This is a genomic window from Streptomyces krungchingensis, from assembly GCF_054729265.1.
The window spans coordinates 4,984,536-5,009,168 of record NZ_JBPUKY010000001.1 but is presented as its reverse complement, the minus strand read 5'-3'; the positions used below and the strand labels follow the sequence as shown (position 1 = coordinate 5,009,168).

At 72.7% G+C, this 24,633-nt stretch carries 21 protein-coding genes; 14 read left to right on the top strand and 7 right to left on the bottom strand.

All coding sequences use genetic code 11. The annotated features are described in order from the left end of the window. The first annotated feature begins 186 nt into the window (after window positions 1-186). Both ACSYGO_RS21985 and ACSYGO_RS21980 read left to right on the top strand, forming a co-directional pair. On the top strand, window positions 187-1,572 hold the full coding sequence (locus ACSYGO_RS21985; protein ID WP_095935048.1) for a transcriptional regulator: 1,386 nt from the start codon (window positions 187-189) through the stop codon (window positions 1,570-1,572). A 228-nt stretch (window positions 1,573-1,800) separates the two neighbouring features. Then, window positions 1,801-3,525, top strand: coding sequence for a hypothetical protein (locus ACSYGO_RS21980; RefSeq protein ID WP_460387340.1), 1,725 nt, complete (start codon window positions 1,801-1,803; stop codon window positions 3,523-3,525). Between the two features lie 33 nt (window positions 3,526-3,558). Here the strand turns inward: ACSYGO_RS21980 and ACSYGO_RS21975 are convergent, their stop codons facing one another. Further along, a complete protein-coding gene (locus ACSYGO_RS21975; RefSeq protein ID WP_426677546.1) occupies window positions 3,559-4,857 on the bottom strand; it encodes an ABC transporter substrate-binding protein in 1,299 nt (432 codons plus the stop codon). 117 nt (window positions 4,858-4,974) lie between these two features. Between ACSYGO_RS21975 and ACSYGO_RS21970 the strand changes: the two genes are divergently transcribed. Together ACSYGO_RS21970 and purU are read left to right on the top strand one after the other, a co-directional pair. Beyond that, on the top strand, window positions 4,975-5,475 hold the full coding sequence (locus ACSYGO_RS21970; RefSeq protein WP_426677547.1) for an SCO4402 family protein: 501 nt from the start codon (window positions 4,975-4,977) through the stop codon (window positions 5,473-5,475). A 247-nt stretch (window positions 5,476-5,722) separates the two neighbouring features. Beyond that, window positions 5,723-6,607: a formyltetrahydrofolate deformylase gene (purU, locus tag ACSYGO_RS21965; protein ID WP_095935044.1), complete on the top strand. Its 885-nt coding sequence runs from the start codon at window positions 5,723-5,725 to the stop codon at window positions 6,605-6,607. Between the two features lie 234 nt (window positions 6,608-6,841). On the opposite strand, the gene ACSYGO_RS21960 is transcribed toward purU, so the two are convergent. Together ACSYGO_RS21960 and ACSYGO_RS21955 are read right to left on the bottom strand one after the other, a co-directional pair. Beyond that, window positions 6,842-8,422 carry an MDMPI N domain containing protein gene (locus tag ACSYGO_RS21960; RefSeq protein ID WP_460387338.1) on the bottom strand — a complete coding sequence of 527 codons (1,581 nt, stop codon included), beginning with the start codon at window positions 8,420-8,422 and terminating at the stop codon, window positions 6,842-6,844. Further along, on the bottom strand, window positions 8,419-9,000 hold the full coding sequence (locus tag ACSYGO_RS21955; RefSeq protein ID WP_426677549.1) for a sigma-70 family RNA polymerase sigma factor: 582 nt from the start codon (window positions 8,998-9,000) through the stop codon (window positions 8,419-8,421). The genes ACSYGO_RS21960 and ACSYGO_RS21955 overlap by 4 nt, the downstream gene beginning before the upstream one ends. A gap of 388 nt (window positions 9,001-9,388) precedes the next feature. Between ACSYGO_RS21955 and ACSYGO_RS21950 the strand changes: the two genes are divergently transcribed. Together ACSYGO_RS21950 and ACSYGO_RS21945 are read left to right on the top strand one after the other, a co-directional pair. Continuing rightward, window positions 9,389-9,769 carry an STAS domain-containing protein gene (locus ACSYGO_RS21950; protein ID WP_426677550.1) on the top strand — a complete coding sequence of 127 codons (381 nt, stop codon included), beginning with the start codon at window positions 9,389-9,391 and terminating at the stop codon, window positions 9,767-9,769. A 178-nt stretch (window positions 9,770-9,947) separates the two neighbouring features. Then, entirely contained in the window at window positions 9,948-10,460 is a 513-nt protein-coding gene (locus tag ACSYGO_RS21945) for an EF-hand domain-containing protein (RefSeq protein WP_426677551.1), read from the top strand. Here ACSYGO_RS21945 and ACSYGO_RS21940 read toward each other — a convergent pair. Then, on the bottom strand, window positions 10,444-11,997 hold the full coding sequence (locus ACSYGO_RS21940; protein WP_460387335.1) for a class I adenylate-forming enzyme family protein: 1,554 nt from the start codon (window positions 11,995-11,997) through the stop codon (window positions 10,444-10,446). The genes ACSYGO_RS21945 and ACSYGO_RS21940 overlap by 17 nt on opposite strands. A 170-nt stretch (window positions 11,998-12,167) precedes the next feature. On the opposite strand from ACSYGO_RS21940, the gene ACSYGO_RS21935 reads away from it, so the two are divergent. The 4 genes from ACSYGO_RS21935 to ACSYGO_RS21920 all read left to right on the top strand — a co-directional run bounded on the left by ACSYGO_RS21935 (window position 12,168) and on the right by ACSYGO_RS21920 (window position 16,380). Continuing rightward, window positions 12,168-13,355, top strand: a complete 1,188-nt coding sequence (locus tag ACSYGO_RS21935) for an amidohydrolase family protein (RefSeq protein ID WP_426677553.1) — start codon at window positions 12,168-12,170, stop codon at window positions 13,353-13,355. After that, a complete protein-coding gene (locus tag ACSYGO_RS21930; RefSeq protein WP_460387333.1) occupies window positions 13,355-14,509 on the top strand; it encodes an acyl-CoA dehydrogenase in 1,155 nt (384 codons plus the stop codon). The genes ACSYGO_RS21935 and ACSYGO_RS21930 overlap by 1 nt, the downstream gene beginning before the upstream one ends. Before the next feature lie 10 nt (window positions 14,510-14,519). Continuing rightward, window positions 14,520-15,440, top strand: coding sequence for an acyl-CoA dehydrogenase family protein (locus ACSYGO_RS21925; RefSeq protein WP_460387331.1), 921 nt, complete (start codon window positions 14,520-14,522; stop codon window positions 15,438-15,440). A gap of 478 nt (window positions 15,441-15,918) precedes the next feature. Further along, the gene (locus ACSYGO_RS21920) at window positions 15,919-16,380 is read left to right on the top strand and encodes an ATP-binding protein (RefSeq protein ID WP_078629236.1); all 462 of its coding nucleotides are present in this window, start codon (window positions 15,919-15,921) and stop codon (window positions 16,378-16,380) included. A gap of 763 nt (window positions 16,381-17,143) precedes the next feature. On the opposite strand, the gene ACSYGO_RS21915 is transcribed toward ACSYGO_RS21920, so the two are convergent. Continuing rightward, window positions 17,144-18,079 carry a cyclase family protein gene (locus ACSYGO_RS21915; protein ID WP_426677556.1) on the bottom strand — a complete coding sequence of 312 codons (936 nt, stop codon included), beginning with the start codon at window positions 18,077-18,079 and terminating at the stop codon, window positions 17,144-17,146. Window positions 18,080-18,175: 96 nt separating this feature from the next. On the opposite strand from ACSYGO_RS21915, the gene ACSYGO_RS21910 reads away from it, so the two are divergent. The 3 genes from ACSYGO_RS21910 (at window position 18,176) to ACSYGO_RS21900 (ending at window position 21,394) form a co-directional block, all read left to right on the top strand. Further along, the gene (locus ACSYGO_RS21910) at window positions 18,176-19,087 is read left to right on the top strand and encodes an SDR family oxidoreductase (RefSeq protein ID WP_095935034.1); all 912 of its coding nucleotides are present in this window, start codon (window positions 18,176-18,178) and stop codon (window positions 19,085-19,087) included. 31 nt (window positions 19,088-19,118) lie between these two features. Then, window positions 19,119-20,267 carry an acyl-CoA dehydrogenase family protein gene (locus ACSYGO_RS21905; protein ID WP_460387328.1) on the top strand — a complete coding sequence of 383 codons (1,149 nt, stop codon included), beginning with the start codon at window positions 19,119-19,121 and terminating at the stop codon, window positions 20,265-20,267. Between the two features lie 77 nt (window positions 20,268-20,344). Next, a complete protein-coding gene (locus ACSYGO_RS21900) occupies window positions 20,345-21,394 on the top strand; it encodes a Zn-dependent alcohol dehydrogenase (RefSeq protein WP_460387326.1) in 1,050 nt (349 codons plus the stop codon). Between the two features lie 40 nt (window positions 21,395-21,434). Here the strand turns inward: ACSYGO_RS21900 and ACSYGO_RS21895 are convergent, their stop codons facing one another. Next, window positions 21,435-22,493, bottom strand: coding sequence for a GlxA family transcriptional regulator (locus tag ACSYGO_RS21895; RefSeq protein WP_426677559.1), 1,059 nt, complete (start codon window positions 22,491-22,493; stop codon window positions 21,435-21,437). A gap of 71 nt (window positions 22,494-22,564) precedes the next feature. Between ACSYGO_RS21895 and ACSYGO_RS21890 the strand changes: the two genes are divergently transcribed. Further along, window positions 22,565-23,890 (top strand): MFS transporter, encoded by a 1,326-nt coding sequence (locus ACSYGO_RS21890; protein ID WP_460387324.1) that lies wholly within the window; start codon window positions 22,565-22,567, stop codon window positions 23,888-23,890. 97 nt (window positions 23,891-23,987) lie between these two features. Here ACSYGO_RS21890 and ACSYGO_RS21885 read toward each other — a convergent pair whose 3' ends face one another. Continuing rightward, window positions 23,988-24,608: a flavin reductase family protein gene (locus tag ACSYGO_RS21885; RefSeq protein ID WP_460387323.1), complete on the bottom strand. Its 621-nt coding sequence runs from the start codon at window positions 24,606-24,608 to the stop codon at window positions 23,988-23,990. Between the last annotated feature and the right edge of the window lie 25 nt (window positions 24,609-24,633).

The following is a 24,633-nucleotide window of genomic DNA, read 5'->3' as shown; positions in this document are numbered from 1 at the left end:
GGTCGGCCGCTGAAGACACGTCAAGTCGGTGCGTGGGCAGGCACCGCAGCCACGGGCGGGTGAGTCGAAGGGGCATGCCGGTGCGAGGGACGACGCGCAAGGGCCCGCGGGGCCCGGGCGCGATCGCCCCCTCGGCACCGGTCGGCGCGCCCCGGAGGCGAACCGCCGGAGAGCAGGGGGTACGCCATGGCCGCAAGGCCTCTCATCGCCAGGCAGCCGAACGAACGGCTCCAGGCACTCATCCAGGAAGCGGGCTGTTCCAATGCCGGGCTCGCGCGCCGGGTCAACATGTGCGGCGCGGAACACGGTCTCGATCTGCGCTACGACAAGACGTCCGTGGCGCGCTGGCTGCGCGGACAGCAGCCGCGCGGGCGGGCCCCGGCGATCATCGCGGAAGCGCTCGGACGCAAGCTGGGCCGCACGGTCACGATCGACGAGATCGGCATGGCCAACGGCAAGAACCTCGCGTCCGGCGTGGGCCTCCAGTTCTCGCCGACCGTACTGGGCGCCATCGAGCAGGTCTGCGAACTGTGGCGCAGCGACGTGGGACGACGGGACTTCCTGTCCGGTTCCTCGGTCGCCGCCTCCGCGCTCGTCGAACCGAGCCGGGACTGGCTGATCTCCGCGCCGGACGCCCAGGTGGCGCGCTCGGCGGGCCCGCGGGTGGGGCTCTCGGACGTGGCGGCGGTCCGCGCCATGACCCAGGCGCTCGTCGACCTGGACCACCAGTACGGCAGCGGGCATGTGCGCCCGGTGGTCGTGCACTACCTCAACAGCGTGGTGTCCGGACTGCTCGCCGGCTCCTACCGGGAGGCCGTCGGGCGCGACCTGTTCGCCGCGGTCTCACGGCTGACGGAACTCGCCGGGTACATGGCCGTCGACACCGGCCAGCCGGGGCTCGCCCAGCGCTACTACATCCAGGCGCTGCGGCTCGCCCAGGCGGCCGGTGACCGCGGCTACGGCGGCTACGTGCTCGCCGCGTCCATGAGTCATCTGGCCGCACAGCTCGGCAACCCGCGTGAGATCGCGCAGCTGGCGCGCGCCGCGCAGGAGGGCGCGCGGGGGCGGGTGACGCCCCGCGCCGAGTCGATGTTCCACGCCGCGGAGGCGCGCGGGCACGCGCTGATGGGCGACGCGCGCGCCGCCCAGCTGGCGTCCGGGCGCGCGGTGACCGCACTGGAGGGCGCGGACGCGGCCTCCGGGGACGACCCGACGTGGATCGCGCACTTCGACGAGGCCTATCTCGCCGACGAGCTGGCGCACTGCCACCGCGACCTGGGGCAGGCGGAGGCGGCGGCGCGGTGCGCGGAGGAGTCCCTCGCCGGGCACCCCGAGTCGCGGGCCCGGCGCAGGGCGATCGGCTATGTGCTGCTCGCCACGGCACAGGTGCAGCAGCGCGAGGTGGAGCAGGCCTGCCACACCGGGATGCGCGCCGTGGAGCTGCTGGGCACGTTGCGTTCCAACCGGGGCGCGGAGTATCTGGACGACCTCCAGCAGCGGCTGGAGCCGTACCGGGACGAGCCGGTGGTCCGGGAGTTCGGCGCGCGGATGGACCTCCAGGCGGCGGCGTGAGCCCGGGGGCCGTGCGGGCGACATGAACGCACGCTCCGCCCGGGCGTGAACGGCGGGGAAACGGACGCGGCGGTGAAGAAGGGAGCCGTATACAGCGCCGCGCGGGACGGATTCGTTACCCGGGTCACAGGGGGCGGTGGTCACGTCCCGTGCTGCGTGGCACCGGGTTGTGGGGACCCGGTAGCGTGAGCCGACGATTCCGAAGGTCCCCCATTCGTAGGAGTCCCGGTGACGCAGAGTGGACAGGGCGAGGAGCCCTCGGCGCGGCCCGCGCACGAAGGCATCGTGCTGCCCTCCGACGGTGGCGCGCCCCTGCTGCCCGGTACGGCGGGTGACGCCGCGACCCCGGCGGGCGGCCAGGCCTGGGGCCGGCCGTGGGGCCCGGACCAGTCGGCCGCGCCCGCGCCCGGCGGCGCCGAGGGCTGGGGGGCGCCCGAGAACGACGCCCAGGCATGGGGAGCCGCCGAGCCGCCGGCACCGGCCGCGCCCGCCTCCGACTGGGGCACCTCCCACCCCTCCCAGGGCTGGGCCGCCTCCGGCGCGCACGCGGCTCAGCAGCCGCAGGGATTCGCCCCGCAGCCGCCGGCCGGTGCGGGCCCGCTGCCCCCCGAGGGCGCGCAGGCCCCCTTCGGTGTACCGGGCGGCGGGTACGGTTACCCGCCCCCGGTGCAGCACCCCGGCACCGCCCTCCCGCAGGAAACGAGCGGGTACGGCACCCCTGGCGCTGCTCTTCCGCAGGCCGGCGACGGGTACGGCGCCCCCGGGGCGCCGCTGCCGCCCGCTGCCGTCGACGGCGCCACGCAGTACATACCTCACATGCCGCCCGCCCCGGCCGGTGACGAGGGAGCGACCCAGTTCATCCCGCCCGTCCCCGCCACGCCCGACGAGGGCGCCACCCAGTTCATCCCGCCGGTCGGCCCGGGGGCACTGCCGCCCGAGATGCCGGCCGGCGACGCCACGCAGTTCCTCGGCCGGGCGCCGCAGGGCGGCCCCGAGGCCGGGCAGCTGCCCACCGCCGGGCACCCGGACGCCGAGGCCACCCAGTTCATCGCCCCCGTTCCCGCACAGCCCGGATCGGAGCCGTACGGCATACGTCCGGGCGCGCCGGAGGACCGGCAGCCCCCGGCGGAGTTCGACAACCTCTTCCGCAGCGAGCCGGAGGGGCCGGCGTCGACGCAGCAGATGCCGCGCTTCGACCCCTCGGCCCAGCAGACCCCGTACGGCGCGCAGGCCCCGTACCCGTCACCCGCCCCCGGCGGCCGGGCCGCCGCACGGCGCGGCGGCACCTCCGACTTCGAGGAGGGCGGCGGCCGCGGCGGGCGCAGCGGCTCACGTATCCCGGTGATCGCGGCCATCGGCATCGGTATCGCCGTGCTCGGTGTCGGCGCCGGTGCGCTGCTCAGCGGCGGCGGGGACTCCGACAGCAAGGACGACGGCAGCAAGACCGTGTCGGCGACGGCTCCCGCCACGCAGGAATCGGCGTCGCCGGCCGCGGACCCGGTCAAGGCGCAGGCCGTCGAGCTGGACAAGCTCCTCGCGGACAGCAGCAACAGCCGGGACTCGGTGATCAAGGCCGTGGCGAACGTGCGGGCCTGCAACAACCTGGACCAGGCGGCCGGTGATCTGCGTGACGCGGCGAAGCAGCGGGGCGAGCTGGTCACCCGGCTCGGCGCGCTGTCCATGGACAAGCTCCCGAACCACGCCGCGCTGTCCACCGCGCTCACCAACGCCTGGAAGGCCTCGCAGTCGGCCGACAACCACTACGCGGCCTGGGCCGACCAGGTCGGCGGCAAGAAGGGCTGCCGCAAGGGCCATGCCCGCGAGACCGGGCAGACCCAGGCGGCCACCCGGGCCAGCGGCACGGCCTCCACGGAGAAGGAGAAGGCCGCCCGGCTGTGGAACTCCATCGCGTCCAAGTACGGACTGACGCAGCGGACGCGGATCCAGCTGTGAGCCGCCCCTGACGGCGGGAGGGCGCGGGCGATCTCAGTCCGCGTTCTCCAGCGTCCTGGACACGTTCACGAACCCGCGCCGCTCCGAGGTCAGCAGACCCTGGCGGACCACCTGGAAGGTGACGTCGGCGTTGACCAGGCGCGGGAAGTCGACGGCCGCGATCAGGTCCTCGAAACGCCAGCTGAGCGTCGGGGTGAGCCCGCCCGTGGTCACCTTCAGTCCGTTGTCGAGGGCGCGCCGGATGGCCAGTGAGGTCACCTTCTGGTCGCCGAGCGACTCGATGACCGCCTTCAGCACGGTGTACGCGATCCAGGTGGTCTGCACTCCGGCGTCCGCGGGGTCGATCCGGTTGTCGCCGAAGGCCTGCTCCTTGATCACGGAGCGCATCTGGTCCCAGCGGGAGTCGTTCGAGGTCGGGTACCAGCCGGTGACGTAGGAGCCCTCGTACGGGCTGGACTTGCCGCCCGTGGCGTCGATCAGCGACTGGTCGACGCTGCCGAGCACCGTGCCCGTGCTCACCTTCGGATAGTTCTGGCGGTCGCGCCGGAAGGAGTCCATGAAGGTGTCCGTGCGGTCACCGAGCGCGGGCACCACACAGCCCCGCTCGGCCGGGTCGGAGGTGGCGTGGGTGAGCGCCTGCTGCGTCTGCCGCGCGTACTCCGTCGCGTCCTCGGCGGCCCGCTGGTCCGCCGCGGCCGAGTGGGCCCGCGACTTCAGGCCCGAGTCGAGCAGCACCGGGAGCTGGTCGCCGGCGATGGTGTCGGGACGGATCAGCGCGACCGGACCGCAGTTCTTGCCGAGCTGTTCGCCGAGCCCGGCCAGCAGCGCGGGCTCGCCACCGTTGACGGGGTAGGACAGCGGGCTGGTGAATTCGTCGTCGGTGACGCCGTAGCCGCCGATGTACGGGATGCCCGCGCTCTCCAGCGGAGCGAGGAAGTCCCGGCTGTGCTGGCTGTAGGAGCCCACGACCGCGACGACGTTCTCCTTCGCCGCGCGCTGCGCGCACTGCGCGGCGAACACGGCGTCGTTGTGGTCGTTGCAGGTGAGCACCTTGAGCGGGTGGCCGTTGATCCCGCCGTGCGCGTTGACCCAGCGGGCGTAGGCCTTCGCCATGGCGGGCATGCCGGGTTTGTTGGTCGCCGCGGTCTTCTCGGGCGCCCAGGTCATGACGGTGACGGAGTCGTCCCCGGAACCCCCCGTGGCACCAGGGATGACCCCGCATCCGACGGCGATCGACGCACACGCGGCCAGCGCGCCCGCGGACAGCAGCGTGGCCCTCAGGGGCCGGGGGAGGACGGAGGAGCTGGTGCGCGTACGCCGACTGCCGGTCATGGACACGCACGATTCCGTCACATCACTAACCTTCGAGTGACCCGTGGTCAACGGAAGGTGACACAGAGGTGAATTACGGGGGCCTGTGATCCGGATTTCGCGGGGAACGTACGATCGATGACCGTGCAAGGTTCGGAGAACTCTTCCCGTCGCGGCCGTCGCTCATCCACCATGGGCGGCATGCCACTCAACGACATGCCGTGGTGGCGCTGGCGCAGCAATGTGCGCTCCGCGCTGCACATGCTCTCCGACCCCGTGTTCCAGCGTGACGTCTGGCTCGCGGGCATCGACGGGTACGGGGACGTCACCGACGCCGTGTACCGCCTGGTCGAGGACACCTGGCTGGACAACTGGTCCGCCGAGAAGTACGTCGGCACGATATTCCGGGACTCCCAGGAGGCGGCCCTCGTCGACACCGCGGTGCTGCGCGTGCTGCGGATCATGCACCAGGTCGGGCCCGACGCGCCGGTCTCCGCGTACCTCGACCACCACGCCTGGCCGGAGGCCGTGCGCGCCGCGCGCGACGCGCACGTGCGGCTGGCGGCGAGCGACGGTGAGGACCCCGACACCCCGCCGCGCACGCTCGAAGTGCTGCGCATCCTGACGCGCTCGGCCTGAGGGCTGTCCCGTAATCCCTGGTGGATCAGCGCGCGGCGTCGGATGCGGTGCATCGCAAGGCAAGGCGGAGGGTCGTCCTCATACTGGGTGTATTCGGGCGATCCGACAACGCGGCGAGGTGCCGTAGCTGTCGTCGTGTGCCCGCCAGGGATGACGGGACAGCCCTTAGCGCCCGCCACGCCCCGACGGCGTCCGTGTGGCGGGACGGCTGCCCGCCGCGGGGGTCTGATATGGGACCCTGTGCTGCATGAATGAGCAGTCCGTCCGCGGGGCCGCACCCGCCGCCGAGCAGTACGTCCTGATCCTCTCCTGCCCGGACAAGCAGGGGATCGTGCACGCCGTGTCGAGCTATCTGTTCATGACCGGCTGCAACATCGAGGACAGTCAGCAGTTCGGCGACCACGACACGGGACTGTTCTTCATGCGGGTCCACTTCTCGGCGGAGGCGCCGGTGACCGTGGACAAACTGCGGGCGAGTTTCGCGGCGATCGGTGACTCCTTCCACATGGAGTGGCAGATCCACCGTGCCGAGGACCGGATGCGGGTCGTCCTCATGGTCAGCAAGTTCGGCCACTGCCTGAACGACCTGCTGTTCCGCGCACGGATCGGCGCGCTGCCCGTCGACATCGCCGCCGTGGTCTCCAACCACACCGATTTCGCCGAGCTCGTGGCGTCGTACGACGTCCCCTTCCACCACATCCCGGTGACCAAGGACACGAAGGCGGAGGCCGAGGCCCAGCTCCTCGAACTGGTCCGCGGCGAGAACGTCGAACTCGTCGTCCTGGCCCGCTACATGCAGGTCCTCTCCGACGACCTGTGCAAGCAGCTCAGCGGGCGGATCATCAACATCCACCACTCCTTCCTGCCGAGCTTCAAGGGCGCGAAGCCCTACCACCAGGCCCATGCCCGGGGCGTCAAGCTGATCGGCGCGACCGCGCACTACGTCACCGCCGACCTCGACGAGGGCCCGATCATCGAGCAGGAGGTCGAGCGGGTCGGCCACGACGTGACGCCCGACCAGCTGGTCGCCATCGGCCGTGACGTGGAGTGCCAGGCGCTGGCGCGGGCCGTCAAGTGGCACGCGGAGCGCAGGATCCTGCTGAACGGGCGCCGGACGGTGGTCTTCGCCTGAGGGCTGTCCCGTGCTCCCCGGCGGGCGCACGACGACAGCTACGGCACCTCGCCGCGTTGGAGGGCCGCCCGAATACGCCCAGTATGAGGACGCCCCTCTGCCTTGCGATGCACCGCATCCGACGCCGCGCGCTGATCCACCGGGGATCACGGGACAGCCCTCAGGGCCGTCCCGAGCCGCCGCAAGGGGGCTCACCCCTTGTATCCGACTCGGCGACTGCATCGGCCTCGGCGACTACATCCGGCTCAGCGACGCCGCGGCGAAGAGCACGTCCCTGATCGCCTCGCGGTCGCCGTCCTGACCGGCGGCGGCCTCCTGCGGGGAGACATGGCCCGCGGCGAGGCGGCAGAACTCCACGCCGTCCAGCGCGACATGGGCCACCTCCCGCTCCGTGGAACCGACCGCGCCCGGCGAGTCGAGCGGGATCATCCACTCACCGCCCCCGGACCCCTCGATCTCCAGGCGCAGGCTGCGCCCCGGCGCCCCCGCGGCGACGAGATGACGGGACGGGGCCTCGGAGAGCCCCGCACGCCGGCGCCCGGCGAGCGTGGCGGGCAGCATCCGCGCGGCCAGGTCGATCATCTTGTGCAGATGCCGGGGCGCGGGCGGCTCGTACGGGTAGTCGACGGCCTCCGCGATGTCGCCCGCGTGCACCCAGCACTCGAAGGCGCGGTCCAGCATCGCGTCGCTCAGCGGCAGTCCGAAGCCGCCGTACGCCACGGTCAGACCGCCCGAGCCGGTCCCGGCCTCGCCCGCCGACGCCCCCTCGACGGCGAACGACACCGTACGGACGAGATGGTGGCTCTGCTCCCGCCAGGGCAGGCGCACGGCCCGGGTGGGCGGGAAGTGCGAGGCACGCCAGTACGCCTCGGTGCGGCCCTCCGGGGTGGCGGGGTCCGCGGACTCCGGGACGGCCGGGCCGAGCGGGTCCTCCAGGCCGAGCGCCGTCGCGACGAGCCCGTCGACGCTCAGCAGATGCGCGATGACCCCGGCGACCGTCGTACGGCGGCTCACCGGCCGGTCGGCGGCGAACCAGCGCAGCCGCACCGGCGCATGCCACTCGGCGCCCCCGATGTCCTGGAGCAGTGCGTCGAGCCGGGCGGTCTCGGCGTCGTACGGATCCGCCCAGTCGGGCACCGGGATGCGCGGCGGGCGCCGGTCGAGGCAGCTCTCCAGGACACGGGTGCGCAGCGTCGGGTCGAGGTCGAGGCTCTCGGGCGGATGCAGCAGCCCGACCGCCTCGCGCAGCCGCAGCGCCTCGTCGGCGCAGGAGCCGCAGTCCCCGAGATGCTCCTCGACGGCCCCCGTCTCCTCCGCCGAGCAGGCGGCCAGCGCCCATGCGCCGAGCAGGGACTTCAGCACCCGGTGGTCGAGGACGAGCGGCGCCGGGGCGGTGGCGGTGGCGGGGGCCGGGTCGGGCAGCGGGAGTCCGGTGTCCTCGACCGAGGAGCGGGGCAGCGGTATGCGCGGGGGCCCGCCCGGCTGTCCGGCGGCGCCTGAGTGCTCCGGGGAGCCGGGGCCGCCCGGACCGGCCGGATCGCCGCCCGCCGGGGAGCCGGGGCCGTCGTGCGGTGCCGCGCCGGCGTCCGTGCCGTGCCCGGTGTCCGTCCGCTCGTCGGGCGCGTCCTCCCAGGGGCTGCTGTCGGGGGCCTCTTCCCGGTCGTCGTGCTCGTCGTGTGCGGCGTGTGCGGCGTGTGCGGCGTGTGCTTCGAGCGCGCCGCGTCCGTGTCCGTCGCGTCCGTCGGGCCCGTATGCGCCGGGCCCGTGGGCCTCGTGCTCGTCGAAGGCCTCGGACCGGTCGGGTCGTCCGTTCACCGCGCACCCCCGTACTCGGGCGGGGCGCCGGCGGGGCCGGCGTCGTGGGCGGTGGACAGGAGCTGGAGTCCGAGACGGAGCCTGCGGCGGGCCTCGTCCTCGGTGACGCCCAGGTCGGCGGCGGCCTGGCGGTAGTCCCGGCGCTGGAAGTACGCGAGCTCCAGCGCGGCCCGCAGCGGGGCCGGCATGGACGTCACGATGTAGTCCGCGCGGGCCGCGACGGAGGCGCTGCGCACCTTCCGCTCCAGCTCCTCGGTGGTGCCGTGGCCGCCCCGGGCGAGGGCGGCGGTCTCGTTCACCCGCAGCCGCTGGACGGCGAGGCGGTGGGTGAGCGTGGCCACCCAGGAGCGCAGCGGGCCCTGTTTGGGGTCGTAGGCCTCGGGGTTCTCCCAGACGTGGGTGAACACCTCGCGGGTGATCGCGTCGGCCGCGCGCTCGTCTCCGAGCACGCGGTGGGCCAGACCGTGCACGAGCGAAGCGAACCGGTCGTAGAGCTCACCGAGCGCCGCGGCCTCCCCGCGTGCGAGCCGCTGTTGCATCTTGCGGTCCCAGCGGGGCGGTGTGTCCCTCTTCGCCATGCGGCCCCCCTCACCCCTGGTCGTGCCGGCGCCCGTCCCTGTCGCCCGTGCGTGTGCCCGTGTGCGTCCTGTCCCTGTCCAGCCTGTGTGCACGGCTGTCTCGAATGTAGTCGGCACGTCTGACGGTGCACGCCCCTTTACGTCAATACGCGCCCCTGGACAAGCCGCAGATGGTAGAAGCCCGACACCTTCCCCATCGAATCCGATCAAAACGCGACCGAAGAAGACCGTAGTCGTCCGAAAAAGCGCGCTCGGCTGACATTTTCGACCGTGGACCGGCGTTTCTTCCTGTGCGAACCGGTGTTTCATGGAACGACGGCTGGGCAGCCGCGCTGGAAGGAAGCGAAGTGACTGCTTCCGTTTCTATTGGGCGAGGCGAGCGAGAGGCGTGGCGGTGACGCTCAAGGTGACCGACGGCGTACAGGGCGAGTGGGCCGTGCTCCGGGTGTCGGGCGAGCTGGATCTCGTCACGTCACCGGTCCTGCGCCAGCGGGTGCACGACGCGGTGGCCGAGGGCCGGCGAAGTCTCGTCCTCGACCTCTCCGAGGTCTTCTTCTGCGACTCCAGCGGTGTCGGCGTCCTCATCGCCACCCGCCGGCTCCTCCGCTCCTGCCGGGGCCGGCTGAGACTGATCCTGCCCGCGCGCGGCGCGCTCGACGGCTCCCACGTCAACCGGGTCCTCGGCGCCCTCGGCGTGCGCCGGCTCTTCGACGTGTACCCGGACGTGACCTCCGCCGTCGACGAGGAGTCCAGCCCCCTGTCGGCGTGACGTGTTCCACCCCGCGGCCCTCCGGTGCCACACAGTTGTCCCAGAATTCCCGCGGTCTTGGTACAACCGTCGTTTTCCCGTGCCCGCGGCGGGTCCGGCGTCGTACGCTCCGTCCCAGATGAACCCCAGTCCGGTCAGACAGGAGACCGGCTGAGATGTAAGGCGGTCCGAACACACCATGGTCAGTACCGAGTACGAACGCAGGATTGCCGACCGGTTCGCCGGCTTCGACCAGGACGGCAACGGCTACATCGACCGTGAGGACTTCAACGCCGCGACCAAGGCGGTCCTCGCCGAATTCGGTACGACGGCCCGGTCGGACAAGGGCCAGGCCCTGTACGGCGGCGCCGAGGCGTTCTGGCAGGGCATGGCGGGGATAGCGGACCGGGACGGCGACCAGCGCATCACCCGCGAGGAGTTCGTCAGCGGCGCGGTCAAGCGGCTGCGCGACAACCCCGAGCGGTTCGCGGAGATCGCCCGTCCCTTCCTGCACGCGGCCCTCGCCGTCGCGGACTCCGACGGGGACGGCGCGGCCACGGTCGAGGAGACCGAGCGCGTCCTCAAGGCGCTCGGCGTGCGCGACGAGGTCGCCGCGGTGGCCGCGGCCGCGCTCGACACGGACTCCGACGGCCGGATCGGCGAGGCGGAGATCGTGACCGCGTTCGCCTGCTACTTCACGGTGCCGGAGTAGCGCCGTCCCGCGCCGCCGGGCCCCCGCCCGGCCCGGACGGTGCCGCATAGCGCTCCCTGAGCTTGTACTTGAGCACCTTGCGCAGCGTGTCGTTGCGCGGAAGGGCGTCCACCACCTCCAGTTGTTCCGGCAGCTTGTGGACGGACAGCCCTTCCCCGCGCAGGTGGGCGGTCACCGCGTCCAGGGTCAGCACGTCCGCGCCCGGCGGCTGTTCGACCACCGCGCAGACGCGCTCGCCGCGTTCGGCGTCCGGCAGCCCGATCACCGCGGCGTCGGCGACGCCGGGGTGCCGGTGCAGCAGGTCCTCGACCTCCTTGGCGGAGATGTTCTCGCCCTTGCGGATGATGATGTCCTTCAGGCGCCCGGTGAGGACGAGATGTCCGCTCTCCGTCAGATGCCCGACGTCCCCGGTGACCAGGAACCCGTCCGCGTCGAACGCGGCGGCGGTCTGCGCGCCGTCCAGGTAGCCCTGACAGACGGCCTCGCCGCGCAGCCGCACCTCGCCGTCCACGATCCGTATCTCCATGCCCTCCGGGGGCCGGCCCTCCGTGGTCGCCAGGTTCTCGGCGGTGTCGTCCGGCGCGCCCATCGTGATCATCGGGACCTCGGTCATCCCGTACCCGTGGGTGAGCTGCACCCCCATCTCCCGTACGACGCAGTGGTAGACCTCGGGCGGCTTGGGCGCGCCGCCGCCCGCGAGGAGCCGCAGGGTGGGGACGACGGGCACCCCGGGCTGCTTGCGCTGTTCGGCGAGGAACATCGAGTAGAAGGCCGTGGAGCCGCCGGCCACCGTCACCCCGTGCCGGCGGTAGTCCTCCAGGGCGGCGGGCAGCGCGAAGTGCTCGAACATCACGGCCGGGAAGCCGTACAGCAGCAGCATCACGGTGTAGTCGGGCCCGGCGATGTGCGCGTAGGGAAAGGCCATCGAGCCCACGTCGTCGGCCGTCAGGCGCAGCGCGTGCGCGAGGCACGAGCCGCCCGCGATCAGCGAACGGTCCGTGTGCAGGACGCCCTTGGGGTCGGAGGTGGTGCCGGAGGTCCAGTAGATCCAGCGCACCGAGGTGCCGTCGGCGGGCGGCGGCGGGAGCACCGCCGGATCGCCGTCCGGCAGTGCGTCGTACGCCTCGAATACGCCCTTGGCGCCGAGCCGCCGTGCTATCGCGGTGTGGTCGAAGCCCCGCCACTCGCCCGGCACCGCGAAGAACTCCGCCCTGGACTCGCGCAGGGCGAAGCCCACCTCGCGGTCGCGGTAGAAGGGGATGACCGGGGACTGCACGGCGCCGAGCCGGGCCAGCGCGAAGGACAGCAGCGCCGTCTCGATGCGGGTGGGCAGCTGCCAGGCCACCACGGTGCCGGGGCGTACGCCCATGTCGTACAGGCCCGCCGCCACCCGCTCGGCGCGGTCGCGCAGCGCGCCGAAACTCAGCGACCGGTCGTCCTGGAGGAGGACGGGCCGGTCGGGGGTGAGCGCGGCGCGGCGGTCCACCAGTTCCCAGAGCGTGCGCGCGGAACCCAGGGCGTGTGCGGTGTCGTTCACGTCGGCCCTCCTTCGGCCGGGCTTCGCCGGCCCGACTTCAGCTGACGGTCAGTCAGATCCTGGCAGAGCGTAGGGCTCGCCGCCTTGTCGGTCCATAGGTGCGGGGCTAGCCTGCTTGTGTCGAGAGATCTGACGGGTCATCAGATAAGTTCGCCAGGCGGAGGGGAACCATGACCGAACTGCCCCGCATCATCAGCGTCGACGACCACGTGATCGAGCCCGCGCACCTCTTCGAGACCTGGCTGCCGCGGAAGTACCACGACCGGGGACCGAAACCGCTGACCGCCGGCATCGGCGAACTCGCCTATGTGGGCGGCAAGTACCAGATCACGATGGACCCGGACGGCCCGCCCACCGACTGGTGGATCTACGAGGACCTCAAGTTCCCGTACAAGCGCAACATCGCCGCCGTCGGCTTCGACCGCGACGAGATGACGCTGGAGGGCATCACCCGCGCGGAGATGCGGCGCGGCTGCTGGGACCCCGTCGAACGGCTCCGGGACATGGACCTCAACCACGTCGAGGCCAGCCTCTGCTTCCCGACCTTCCCGCGTTTCTGCGGGCAGACCTTCGCCGAGGCGCACGACAAGGAGGTGGCCCTGGCCTGCGTGCGCGCCTACAACGACTGGATGGTCGACGAGTGGTGCGGCGACAGCGGCGGCCGGCTCATCCCGCTCTGCCTGATCCCGCTGTGGGACGTCGGCCTCGCGGTCGCCGAGATCCGGCGCAACGCCGCCCGCGGCGTGAAGGCCGTGACCTTCTCCGAGATCCCCACCTACCTGGGACTGCCGTCCATCCACTCCGGCTACTGGGACCCGTTCTTCGCCGTCTGCCAGGAGACCGGCACGGTCGTGAACATGCACATCGGGTCGAGCAGCCAGATGCCCGCCGCGTCCCCGGACGCCCCGCCCGCCGTGCAGGCCTCGCTGTCCTTCAACAACGCGATGGCCTCGATGATGGACTTCCTCTTCTCCGGGGTCCTCGTCAAGTTCCCGCAGCTCAAACTCGCCTACTCCGAGGGCCAGATGGGCTGGATCCCGTACGCCCTGGAACGCGCCGACGACGTCTGGGAGGAACACCGCGCCTGGGGCGGCGTCCGGGACACGATCCCGGAACCCCCGTCGACGTACTACTACCGGCAGATCTTCTGCTGCTTCTTCCGCGACAAGCACGGAGTCGCGTCCCTGGACGTCGTCGGACGGGACAACGCCACCTTCGAGACCGACTACCCGCACGTCGACTCGACCTTCCCGCACACCAAGGAGGTCGCCCTCGACCACGTGAAGGGCCTGGACGACGAGACGATCCACAAGCTGATGCGCGGCAACGCGATCCGCATGCTCGACCTGGACCTGTAGTGGACCTGGACCACACTCCCGAGGAGGAGGAGTTCCGGGCCCGGCTGCGCGAGTGGCTCGCCAAGGCGCTCCCGACCCTGCCCGCGAAGCCGTCCCCCGACGACTGGCCGGGCAGACGGGCCTACGACCTCGGCTGGCAGCGGATGTTGTACGACGCCGGGTACGCCGGACTGCACTGGCCCGTCGACGCCGGCGGCCGGGGCGCCACCCCGACACAGCACCTCATCTACCTGGAGGAGACGGAGAAGGCGGGCGCCCCCTATGTGGGGGCCAACTTCGTCGGGCTGCTGCACGCCGGGCCGACCATCGTCTCCGAGGGCACCGCCGAGCAGCGGGCTCGCTGGCTGCCGCCCGTGCTGCGCGGCGAGGAGGTCTGGTGCCAGGGCTTCAGCGAGCCGGACGCGGGCTCCGACCTCGCGGCGCTGCGCACCCGCGCGTGGCGCGACGGCGACGAGTACGTGGTGAGCGGGTCCAAGATCTGGACGTCCCACGCGGAGGTCGCGGACTGGTGCGAACTGCTCGTCCGCACGGACCCCGACGCCCCCAGGCACCGGGGCATCACCTGGCTCGCCCTGCCCATGGACGCGCCGGGCATCACCGTCCGGCCGCTGCGGACCCTCGCGGGCTCCACCGAGTTCGCCGAGGTTTTCCTCGACGAGGTGCGCGTCCCCGTCGGCCACCGCGTCGGCGCCGAGAACGACGGCTGGCGGGTCACCATGGTGACGCTGTCCTACGAGCGGGGCACCGCCTTCGTCGGAGAGGTCGTCGCCTGCCGCCGGGTGCTGGGCGCCCTCGCCCGCCGGGCACACGAGAACGGGCGCTGGGACGACGCCGTGCTGCGCCGCCGCCTGGGCAGGCTGAACGCCGAGTTCCGCGCGCTGTGGCGGCTCACCCAGTGGAACGTCGGCGAGGCGCAGCGGACGGGGTCGGTGCCAGGCGTCGGCGGCTCGGTCTTCAAGCTGCGCTACTCGCACGCGCGCCAGGAGCTGTACGACGCCGCGGCCGAGGTGCTCGGCCCCGAGGCGCTCGACCTCGGGCAGGAATGGACCCTCGACCGGCTCTCGTCGCTGTCGTACACGATCGCGGCCGGCACCTCGCAGATCCAGCAGAACATCGTGGCCGAGCGCATCCTCGGCCTCCCCAAGGGACGGTGAGCGGCGCGCCATGGACTTCCAACTCACGGACGACCAGAAGGCGTTGCGGTCCGGCGTGCGGGAGCGGCTGGCGGCACGCTTCTGCCGCGACCGACTGCGCGCCGCCGTCGACGACGGGCCGCCGCGCCTGGACCGGGCCCTGTGGCGCGAGCTGGGCGAGGCCGGGTTCTTCGCCCTGCGGCTGCCGGAGGCCGAGGGCGGCGTCGGGCTGGGCCTTCCGGAAGCGGTGCTCGTCTTCGAGGAGGCGGGACGGGTGCTGCTGCCCGGACCGCTGATCGCGACGCACCTCGCGGCGGGAGCCGTGGCCGGGGCCGCCGCCGGCGAGACGGTGGTGACCGCCGTCGACGGAGGTCTCGTGGAGTGGCTGGAGGCCGCCGACGCGGTACGCGGGGACGCGGCCGGCGCCGAACCGCTGGCCTCGGTGGACCCGCTCACCCCGCTGCACCGGGTGCCCGCGTCCCCGGCCCGGGACCGTGAGGGCGGCCGGGAGGCGGGCCGGGACGCTGTCGCCCGGCTCCTCACCTCGCTCCTCACCGCCGCGGAGCAGCTGGGCAGCGCCGCCCGCACCTGCGAGCTGGCCGTGCAACACGCCCGGACGCGCGAGCAGTTCGGACAGCCGATCGGCGCCTTCCAGGCGGTGAAGCACCTGTGCGCGCAGATGCTGGTGCGGACGGAGGTGGCGCGCGCGGCCGTCTACGCGGCCGCCGTGACCGCGGATCCGGTGGACGTCGCCGCGGCCCGGCTGCTCGCCGACGAGGCCGCCGTGCGCGGCGCCCGCGACTGCCTCCAGGTGCACGGCGGCATGGGCTTCACCTGGGAGTCCGACGTCCACCTCCATCTGAAGAGGGCCTGGGTGCGGACGCACCGTGCGGGCGGCGCTACCGAGAGTGAGGACATTCTGTCCGACGGCCTTTCCGTGGCGATCGCCTGAAAGGCCCCTGGGCAGGCATGTCGCGGGAAGAGGCCGAGAAATGTCGCGGATCGTGGCATACCGGAATTACGGAGCGTTGATATCGGGTTGTGTCCTAGGCGTGACTTGTCACGGCCTGGAGTCGGCGCCCGGCTCGGGTACCTTGTGTGGGATGCGAGTGGTTCTGAGGCTGAGCCATCCCGGTGTTGCCCGCGAGGCGGCGCCGGATCCGGCGATGCGTGCCGCTCGTGAGGCGGGTCGGGCCCCCGAGCCCGCCTGTTCGACTCCCCATGGCGAGCGTCGCACAGTATGCCGCACGCGTACTCCTTCGCGCTGGAATATGCCCGAAGCGCTTGTTGGGGTGACTGTACGTCAACCATGCTGTCTCGTAAGGGAATCACGTTCCGTGATCCTTGTTCTGGCCATGCAGAAAATGGCTACGATCGTGGCCCTTGTGAGGCGCGAGGCGATGTGTCCGCCGGTTCGGATGGTGTGAGCGGTGCAGGTGCTTCAAGTGCAGCTGGAGATCCGGCCCGACCCCGCGGAGGTGGGGCGAGCCCGGCGATGGGCCAGGTCGAGGCTCGCCGGGTCCGGGATAGGGGCCGATGAACCGCTCGCCGAGACGCTGATCCTGCTCGTCTCCGAACTCGTCACCAACGCCGTGGTGCACACCGGCTGTCCGGCCGTGCTGCGGCTGTCCCTGCCGGGCGGGTGCGAGGCGGCCACCGTCCGCCTGGAGGTGGCCGACACCAGCGCCCGGCCCCCGATTCCCCGCCATGCCGAGGGCGACGAGACCAACGGCCGCGGCCTGGAACTCGTCGACGGACTCGCGGACCGCTGGGGCTGGAACCCCGAGGGCGCCGGCAAGCGGATCTGGTGCGAGGTGGACCGCTGCGCACCGGGCGCCTCGACGGGCGCCGCCTATCCGGGCTACGAGGACTTCGCGTACGAGGCGGTCTAGGGCTCATCTCCCGGGCCGCACGACGGTCCAGGGCCGGTCCGCCGAGCCGCCCGCGCCGACCGTGGCGCGCAGTCGGGGTCGCGCCGGGGCTGCGGAGCCGTGAGCGCCTTCGTCGTGCCGGGTTCGCCGTGCCGTGATGTGCCTTCGTCGTGCCGAGCTCGCCGTGCCGTGATGTGCCGCCACCGCGCCGCCGTGTCCCCGATGCTCCGTATCGCCGGCTTCTCCGGCTCGATGCGGCCGGGTCCGCCCCGGCCGGGGCGCGGGGTGCACGATGCGGGCACATGCGCACGGGCCCGCGGTGCCGGGCCGCGGTCGCGGCCGAATGCGCCGGGGTGTGCTTCGGTCCGTGCTGTCGCAAACAGGGATGTACAGGGATGAACCGTCGAGCGGGTGTTGACGTGGCGTGTCCGTTTGATCACGCTTGTGGTCAGCGATTCGCCGCGAGGGGACGACGAGGGTTCCGGTGACGGGAGCCCTCGGCGAGTGTGAGTCGCATTCGGCGTCGGCTCCTCCCCGGGCCAGGAGGAGCAGGGCGGGTACGCCGGAGCCGGATGGCGGCGCGCAGTGCCGTGCTCGGGGCGCGCAGTGACGCGCCGCCAGCCGATCCAGGTCCGCGGCGGTTCGTGGTGGCGCCGGACGCGGGCCGAGGGCGGCTCACCACGGCGGTCGACGCACGTCCATGACGGTCACCGGCCGGCCTCGGGGCGTCGCGGTTCGCGGCGGGAGCCGGTGGCCGGCCGCCGTGCCGCGTGACGGACGGCCCTCAGAGCACCGCGACCGGTGCCACCGGAGTCCCCGTGCCGCCGACGAAGGGTTCGGGCATCGCCGACAGCAGGAACGCGTAACGCCCTTCTTGTCCACAGGCTGTGGACAACTCTTCGAGATTCCAGTTCTGGCCCTGCAGCATGCCCATCTCGACCAGGTCGAGCGCGTGTACGGGCAGCCACAGGTCCTCGATCTCGGGCGGGAAGATCTCGAAGGTGAGGGTGTCGTTCGCGACCGCCGCGACGTCGCGTGCGTGGAACCACTCCGGGGTGTGCACCGACAGACCCGGTGAGGGGTAGCCGTACGCGTGCTTGTCCCCGGCGAGATACACCTGGACCTGGCCCGTGCGCACCAGGACGACGTCTCCCGCCCGGACCCGGGTGCCCGCCAGCTCCTCGGCGGCGTCCAGGTCGTCGGGCGTCACGGCGTGCCCGCCGTCGAGGCGCTCCACGCCCCGCGCCCGCGCGACGTCGAGCAGGACGCCCCGCGAGACGATGTGCCGCGGCTTGTCGATCCCGCTGAACTCGGCGCCGCCGTGCGGGGTGACCGTGCCGGCCGGGCGGCCGTTGTAGATCTTCCCGGAGTGGGAGACATGGGTGAGGGCGTCCCAGTGGGTGCCCGCCTGGAGCCCCATGGTCACCGCGTCGTCGCTGCACGCGACGGTCCCGGGACCGAAGAGCTCCTGGTTGATCTGCACCATGACGTGCAGCGGATTGACGCGTCCCGGGATCATGCCGGTCTGTACGCCGTCCTGCCTCAGGGGCAGCGCCAGCGGCACACGGCGTCCCGAGCGCACGGTCGCGGCGGCCTGCCGTACGACCTCGTCGGTGATGAGGTTCAGCGTCCCGATCTCGTCGTCCGACCCCCAACGGCCCCAGTTGTTCACGCGCTTGGCGATCTCGTGGAACTCCGGACGGAGCGCCGGCTGCGACATGAGTCCTCCCCGGGGGCTTGTCTCCAGGTATCTGACGGGTCGTAGAATCCGAGTTGAATCTAACGGACCGTCAGAAACTGCGGGAAGGGGCCGGGCGTGGGGAACTTCTTGGCAGGCAAGGTCGTCGCCGTCACGGGAGGCGGACGGGGGATCGGCCGGGCCGTCGCCCTCGCCGCCGCGGCGGCGGGCGCGCGGGTCGTCGTCAACGACTACGGCGTGTCCGTCGAGGGCGCCGAGCCCACCAGTTCGGTCGCCGAGGCCGTCGTCAAGGAGATCGAGGCGGCCGGCGGGGACGCGGTGGCCGTCGCCGACGACATCTCGACCATGGCGGGCGGGCAGCGCGTCGTGGACACCGCGCTCGCGTCGTACGGACGGATCGACGGCGTGGTGTGCGTGGCCGGCATCCTGCGCGAGCGGATGTTGTTCAACATGTCCGAGCAGGAGTGGGACCCGGTGGTCGCCACCCATCTGAAGGGCACCTTCACGCTGTTCCGGGCCGCCTCCGCGGTGATGCGCAAGCAGGGCTCGGGCACCCTGATCGGCTTCACCAGCGGCAACCACCAGGGGTCCGTCTCGCAGGCCAACTACAGCGCGGCGAAGGGCGGGATCATCTCGCTCGTCCGCAGCGCGGCGCTGGGGCTGCACAAGTACGGAGTGACGGCCAACGCGGTCGCGCCGGTCGCCCGGACCCGTATGTCCGCGGGCGTCCCCATGGAGCTCAAGGAGATCGGCGAACCGGAGGACGTCGCCGCGCTGGTCGTCTACCTGCTGTCCGACCGGGCTCGCGAGGCCCGGATCACCGGCCAGGTGTACACGATCGCCGGCCCCAAGATCGCGGTGTGGGCGCAGCCCCGCGAACTGCGCGCCGGGTACGCGGACGGCACCTGGACCCCCGAGCGGATCGCCGACTTCCTGCCGGGCACCGTGGGCGTCGACCCGATGCCTCTGCTGGAGCAGGTCGAGGCCATGGCGCGGGCGGCGGCCGACAAGGCCCGGCCGAACGCGTGAGGGACCTGGCTGCCGGGGAGGGGGAGCGCGCATGGAGTTCGGATTCGGCGCCGAGGACGAGGAGTTCCGGCACGAGGCGCGGGCGTGGCTGGCGGCGCACCTCACCGGCCGGCCCGAGCGCCGAGACTGGGAGCGGGAGCTCGGCCGGGGCGGCTGGATCGGCCTCGGATGGGGCGAGGACGGGTACGGCAACCGGCGGGTGAGCCTGATCCAGCAGGTCGTCTGGGCCGAGGAGTACGCCCGCGCGAAGGCGCCCGCCCGCTCGGGGCACATCGGGGAGAACCTGCTCGCCCCGACCCTCGTCGCGCACGGCACACCGGAGCAGAAGTCCCGGTTCCTGCCGCCCGTCGCCCGCGGCGACGAACTCTGGTGCCAGGGCTACAGCGAGCCGGGCGCGGGCTCGGACCTCGCCGGCGTGCGGACCGCGGCCGTACGGGACGGCGGCGCGTACCGCGTCACCGGGCAGAAGATCTGGACCTCGCTGGCCCACGAGGCCGACTGGTGCTTCGTGCTGGCCCGTACCGGTGCCGGCTCCGTCCGCCACCACGGCCTGTCCTTCCTGCTCGTCCCGATGGACCAGCCCGGCCGCGTCGAGGTCCGCCCCATCCGGCAGCTCACCGGCACGAGCGAGTTCAACGAGGTCTTCTTCGACGGGGCGGTGGCGCGCGCCGAGCACCTGGTCGGCGGCGAGGGCGACGGCTGGCGCGTCGCGATGAGTCTCCTCGGCTTCGAGCGGGGGGTCTCCACACTGGCCCAGCAGATCGGGTTCGCCGAGGAGTTGGGGCGCGTCGTGGAGTCGGCGGTGGCGACCGGAGCCGTCACCGATCCCGTCCTGCGCGACCTGCTCGTACGCCAGTGGGCCGAGCTGCGCACCATGCGCTGGAACGCCCTGCGCACGCTCGGCGGTCCGGACGCGGGCGGCACCGGGGCGCCCAGCGTGGCGAAGCTGCTGTGGGGCGGCTGGCACCGGCGGCTCGGCGAACTGGCCGTGCGGGTGCGGGGGGCCGCGGCGGCGGTGGGGCCCAAGGACTGGTCGGCGGCGACACCGTACGAACTGGACGCGTTCCAGCACCTGTTCCTGTTCAGCCGGGCCGACACCGTCTACGGCGGCTCCGACGAGGTGCAGCGCACGATCATCGCCGAGCGCGTGCTCGGCCTGCCGAAGGAACCCAGGGGATAGCTCCGGGACACGAACCCACGGGACGGCCCCGGGACCGGAACCCGGTGGCGGCCCGGGACAGAGGGGAGCACGGCGCGATGCGAGGCGTGATCTTCGACGGGAAGCAGACCCAGGTCGTGGACGACCTGGAGGTACGGGAGCCGGGTCCCGGCGAGGTGCGGGTCGCCCTCTCCGCGGCCGGACTCTGCCACAGCGACCTCTCCGTGGTGGACGGGACCATCCCGTTCCCCGTGCCCGTGGTGCTCGGACACGAGGGCGCGGGCGTGGTGGAGAAGATCGGCGACGGCGTCACCCACGTCCGGCCGGGCGACCATGTGTCACTGTCCACGCTGGCCAACTGCGGTGCCTGCGCGGAGTGCGACCGGGGACGGCCGACGATGTGCCGCAAGGCGATCGGGATGCCGCAGCAGCCGTTCACGCGGGCGGGGCGGCCGCTGTACCAGTTCGCCGCCAACTCGGCCTTCGCGGAACGCACGCTCGTGAAGGCGGTGCAGGCGGTCCGGATCCCCGAGGACATCCCGCTGACGTCCGCCGCGCTCATCGGCTGCGGGGTCCTGACCGGTGTCGGCGCGGTCCTCAACCGCGCCCGGGTGGACCGGGGCGACAGCGTCGTCGTGATCGGCACCGGCGGCATCGGTCTCAACGTGCTGCAGGGCGCGCGGATCGCGGGCGCCCTGAAGGTCGTCGCGGTCGACGCCAACCCGGCGAAGGAGTCCGCCGCCCGCCGGTTCGGCGCGACGCACTTCCTGACCTCGACGGAGCGGGTGAAGGACATCCTGCCGACCGGCGCCGACCACGTCTTCGAGTGCGTCGGCAGGGTCGAACTCGTCCGCGAGGCCGTCGACCTGCTCGACCGTCATGGGCAGGCGGTGCTGCTCGGGGTGCCGCCGGCGACGGCCGAGGCGTCCTTCCTCGTCTCCTCCCTGTTCCTGGACAAGTCGATCCTGGGCTGCCGCTACGGCTCCTCCCGCCCGCAGCGCGACATCGCGCTCTACGCGGAGCTGTACCGCGAGGGCCGCCTGCTGCTGGACGAGCTGGTCACGGCGACCTACCCGGTGGAGGACTTCGACAAGGCCGCGGAGGACGCGCACCAGGGGAGGGTGGCGAGGGCGGTGCTGACCTTCTAGCGCCCCGGGCTCCGCGACCGGGCGGCGGCCGCCACCCCGCTCACCGGCCCGGCGCGGACCGAGTGAGCGAGTCGCCGGAGCCCGCGCCGCCGCCGGGCCCGGGGCCGGTGCTCCCCGCCCGGAACGTCCGCCGGTACACGGTGGGCGTGACCCCGAGCGCCGACTGGAGGTGCTGGCGCATCGACTGCGCCGTGCCGAAGCCCGCGTCCCGCGCCACCTGGTCGATGGACAGGTCGCTGGACTCCAGCAGATGCCTGGCCCGTTCGACGCGCTGCTGGGTGAGCCACTGCCCGGGGCTGATGCCGACCTCCTCGCGGAAGCGGCGCGTGAAGGTGCGTACCGACATGGCCTCCTGCTCGGCCATGTCGCGCAGCTGGATCGGCTCGTGCAGGCGGCCCAGCGCCCAGGCGCGGGCCGCGGTGGTGGTGGCCGCCTGCGCCTCCGGGACCGGGCGCTGGATGTACTGCGCCTGGCCGCCGTCGCGGTGCGGCGGCACGACCGTGCGGCGGGCCACCTCGTTGGCGACGGCGGCGCCGTGGTCCCGGCGTACGAGATGGAGGCAGAGGTCGATCCCGGCCGCGACCCCGGCGGAGGTGAGGACGTCGCCGTCGTCGACGAACAGGACGTCCGGGTCGACCTGGATCTTCGGGAAGAGCTGCTGGAAGTGGTCCGCGTGCATCCAGTGCGTGGTGGCGGGGCGCCCGTCGAGGCGGCCGGCGGCGGCGAGGACGTAGCCGCCGATGCAGATGGAGACGAGCCGGGTGCCGGGGCGGATGCGGGCGAAGGCCGAGGCCAGTTCGGGGGTGAGGACGCCGTCCTCGTAGACCGGGCCGAGCTCGTACGACGTGGGGACCACCACGGTGTCGGCGGTGTCGAGCGCCTCCGGTCCGTTCGCGACGAGGACGGCGAAGTCGGCGTCCGTCTCGACCGGTCCGGGCGCCCGGACCGAGCAGGTGACGACCTCGTACAGGGGCCGGCCCTCGGCGTCCCGTGCCTTGCCGAAGATCCGCTGCGGGATGCCCAGCTCGAAGGGCATCAGGCCGTCGAGCGCGAGGATGGCGACACGGTGCCGCCGGTGCGGTGCCTGCTGTTCGGTCATGGCCCGATCCTAACGAATGCTGTCTCTCGGGCCAGTGGTTCGCGCGGAGCCCGTCCCCGAAGCTCTATGTCGTGACCCAGACAACCGAAGCCGCCGCGCCCGTCGAGGACTCCCGACCCGCACGCCCCTTTGGCGCCCACCGCATCCACCGCGCCTGGTTCGTCGCCGCCGTCACCTTCGTGACGATCATCGGCGCGGCGGCTTTCCGCTCGCTGCCGGGACTGCTGATCGATCCGCTGCACCAGGAGTTCCACTGGTCGCGCGGCACGATCGGAGCCGCCGTCTCGGTCAACCTCGCGCTGTACGGACTGACGGCGCCGTTCGCCGCCGCGCTGATGGACCGCTTCGGCATCCGGCGCGTGGTCGCCGTGGCGCTGACGGTGATCGCGCTCGGCTCCGGTCTCACCGTGTGGATGACGGCGGCCTGGCAGCTGCTGCTGTGCTGGGGCCTGCTCGTGGGCCTGGGCTCCGGCTCGATGGCCCTGGCCTTCGCCGCGACGGTCACCAACCGCTGGTTCACCGAGCGCAAGGGGCTGGTGACGGGCATCCTGACGGCCGCCTCGGCGTCCGGCCAGCTGATCTTCCTGCCGGTGCTGTCCTGGATCGTCGAGGAGCACGACTGGCGTCCGGCCGCGGTCACCGTCTCCCTCGCCGCCCTCGCGGTCGTCCCCTTCGTGTGGCTGCTGCTGCGCGACCATCCGGCGGACGTGGGCCAGAAGCCGTACGGGGCCACGGAGTTCGTGCCGAAGCCCGAGCCGGTGCCCGGCGCCGCCCGGCGCGCGGTGACCGTCCTGCTCTCCGCCGTCCGCACGGGGCCCTTCTGGCTGCTCGCCGGAACCTTCGCGATCTGCGGCGCCTCCACGAACGGCCTCGTGCAGACGCACTTCGTGCCCGCGGCCCACGACCACGGCATGCCCGTCACGGCGGCCGCCTCGCTCCTCGCGGTCATCGGTGTCTTCGACGTCGTCGGCACGGTCGCCTCGGGCTGGTTCACCGACCGCTTCGAGCCCCGCCGGCTGCTGGCCGTGTACTACGCGCTGCGCGGCATCTCGCTGCTGTTCCTGCCGATGCTCCTCGCCCCGAGCGTGCACCCGCCGATGATCTTCTTCATCGTCTTCTACGGCCTCGACTGGGTCGCCACGGTCCCGCCCACGCTGGCCCTGTGCCGCGAGCAGTACGGCGAGGACAGCGCCATCGTCTTCGGCTGGGTCCTCGCCTCCCACCAGGTCGGCGCCGCCCTCGTCGCCTTCCTCGGCGGTGTCGCGCGGGACACCTTCGGCTCGTACGACGTCGTCTGGTACGCCTCGGGCGCGCTGTGCGCGGCGGCGGCGCTGATGGCACTGGTGATCCGGCGCAGGCGTCCGGCGACGGCCGCACCCGCACCCGCGCTCGCGTGACGGTCGGGGTCCCGGGAGCCGCGGTCCAGGCGAGGGCCGCGGCTCTCGGGTCGGTGGCGGTCCGTGCGCCGGTCGCTTTCCGCGTGCCGGTCGCGGTCTAGAGGAAGCGGCCCTTGTGGAAGAGCAGCGGTGCCGCGTCGTCGTCTCCGGCGCCGAGGGCGTCCACCCGGCCCACCACGATCAGATGGTCCCCGCCCGTGTGCACCGCGTGGATCGTGCAGTCGATCCAGGCCGCGGCCCCCGCGAGCCGCGGCGAGCCGGAGACCGGCGCCGCGTCGTACGCGACCCCGGCGAACTTGTCCGCGCCGCTCACCGCGAAGCCGCGGCACAGATCGCCCTGGTGGGCCCCGAGGACGTTCACGCAGAAGACTCCCGCGCGGGCGATCCGCGGCCAGGTCGTCGACGTACGGCCGACCATGAAGCAGACCAGCGGGGGGTCGAGGGAGAGCGAGGCGAAGGACTGGCAGGCGAAGCCCGCGGGCCCCGCCGGTGCCTCGTGATCCGTCGCCCGGGTGTCCGGGGCGGTGACCACGGTGACGCCGCTCGCGAAGTTCCCGAGCACCCGGCGGAACTCGGCCTGGTCGACCGGCGCGCGTTCGTCGTCGCCGACCGCGCGGAGGTCCGGGCGCGGCAGCGCCTCGACGGGCCCCGCGGCGGTGGGGGCCCCGGCCGACCGGAGGTAGCGGACGGCGGCTGCGGCCATTCCTGCGTGTCCCATCACATTCCCCATTGAAGCTGACGGT

What these genes read in the sequence shown, in the direction of transcription:
- ACSYGO_RS21985 (WP_095935048.1), top strand. Translation starts at nt 187, where the DNA reads ATGGCCGCAAGGCCTCTCATCGCCAGGCAGCCGAACGAACGGCTCCAG.
- ACSYGO_RS21975 (WP_426677546.1), bottom strand. Translation starts at nt 4,857, where the DNA reads ATGACCGGCAGTCGGCGTACGCGCACCAGCTCCTCCGTCCTCCCCCGG.
- ACSYGO_RS21970 (WP_426677547.1), top strand. Translation starts at nt 4,975, where the DNA reads ATGACCGTGCAAGGTTCGGAGAACTCTTCCCGTCGCGGCCGTCGCTCA.
- purU (WP_095935044.1), top strand. Translation starts at nt 5,723, where the DNA reads ATGAATGAGCAGTCCGTCCGCGGGGCCGCACCCGCCGCCGAGCAGTAC.
- ACSYGO_RS21955 (WP_426677549.1), bottom strand. Translation starts at nt 9,000, where the DNA reads ATGGCGAAGAGGGACACACCGCCCCGCTGGGACCGCAAGATGCAACAG.
- ACSYGO_RS21945 (WP_426677551.1), top strand. Translation starts at nt 9,948, where the DNA reads ATGGTCAGTACCGAGTACGAACGCAGGATTGCCGACCGGTTCGCCGGC.
- ACSYGO_RS21935 (WP_426677553.1), top strand. Translation starts at nt 12,168, where the DNA reads ATGACCGAACTGCCCCGCATCATCAGCGTCGACGACCACGTGATCGAG.
- ACSYGO_RS21925 (WP_460387331.1), top strand. Translation starts at nt 14,520, where the DNA reads ATGGACTTCCAACTCACGGACGACCAGAAGGCGTTGCGGTCCGGCGTG.
- ACSYGO_RS21915 (WP_426677556.1), bottom strand. Translation starts at nt 18,079, where the DNA reads ATGTCGCAGCCGGCGCTCCGTCCGGAGTTCCACGAGATCGCCAAGCGC.
- ACSYGO_RS21905 (WP_460387328.1), top strand. Translation starts at nt 19,119, where the DNA reads ATGGAGTTCGGATTCGGCGCCGAGGACGAGGAGTTCCGGCACGAGGCG.
- ACSYGO_RS21900 (WP_460387326.1), top strand. Translation starts at nt 20,345, where the DNA reads ATGCGAGGCGTGATCTTCGACGGGAAGCAGACCCAGGTCGTGGACGAC.
- ACSYGO_RS21895 (WP_426677559.1), bottom strand. Translation starts at nt 22,493, where the DNA reads ATGACCGAACAGCAGGCACCGCACCGGCGGCACCGTGTCGCCATCCTC.
- ACSYGO_RS21885 (WP_460387323.1), bottom strand. Translation starts at nt 24,608, where the DNA reads ATGGGACACGCAGGAATGGCCGCAGCCGCCGTCCGCTACCTCCGGTCG.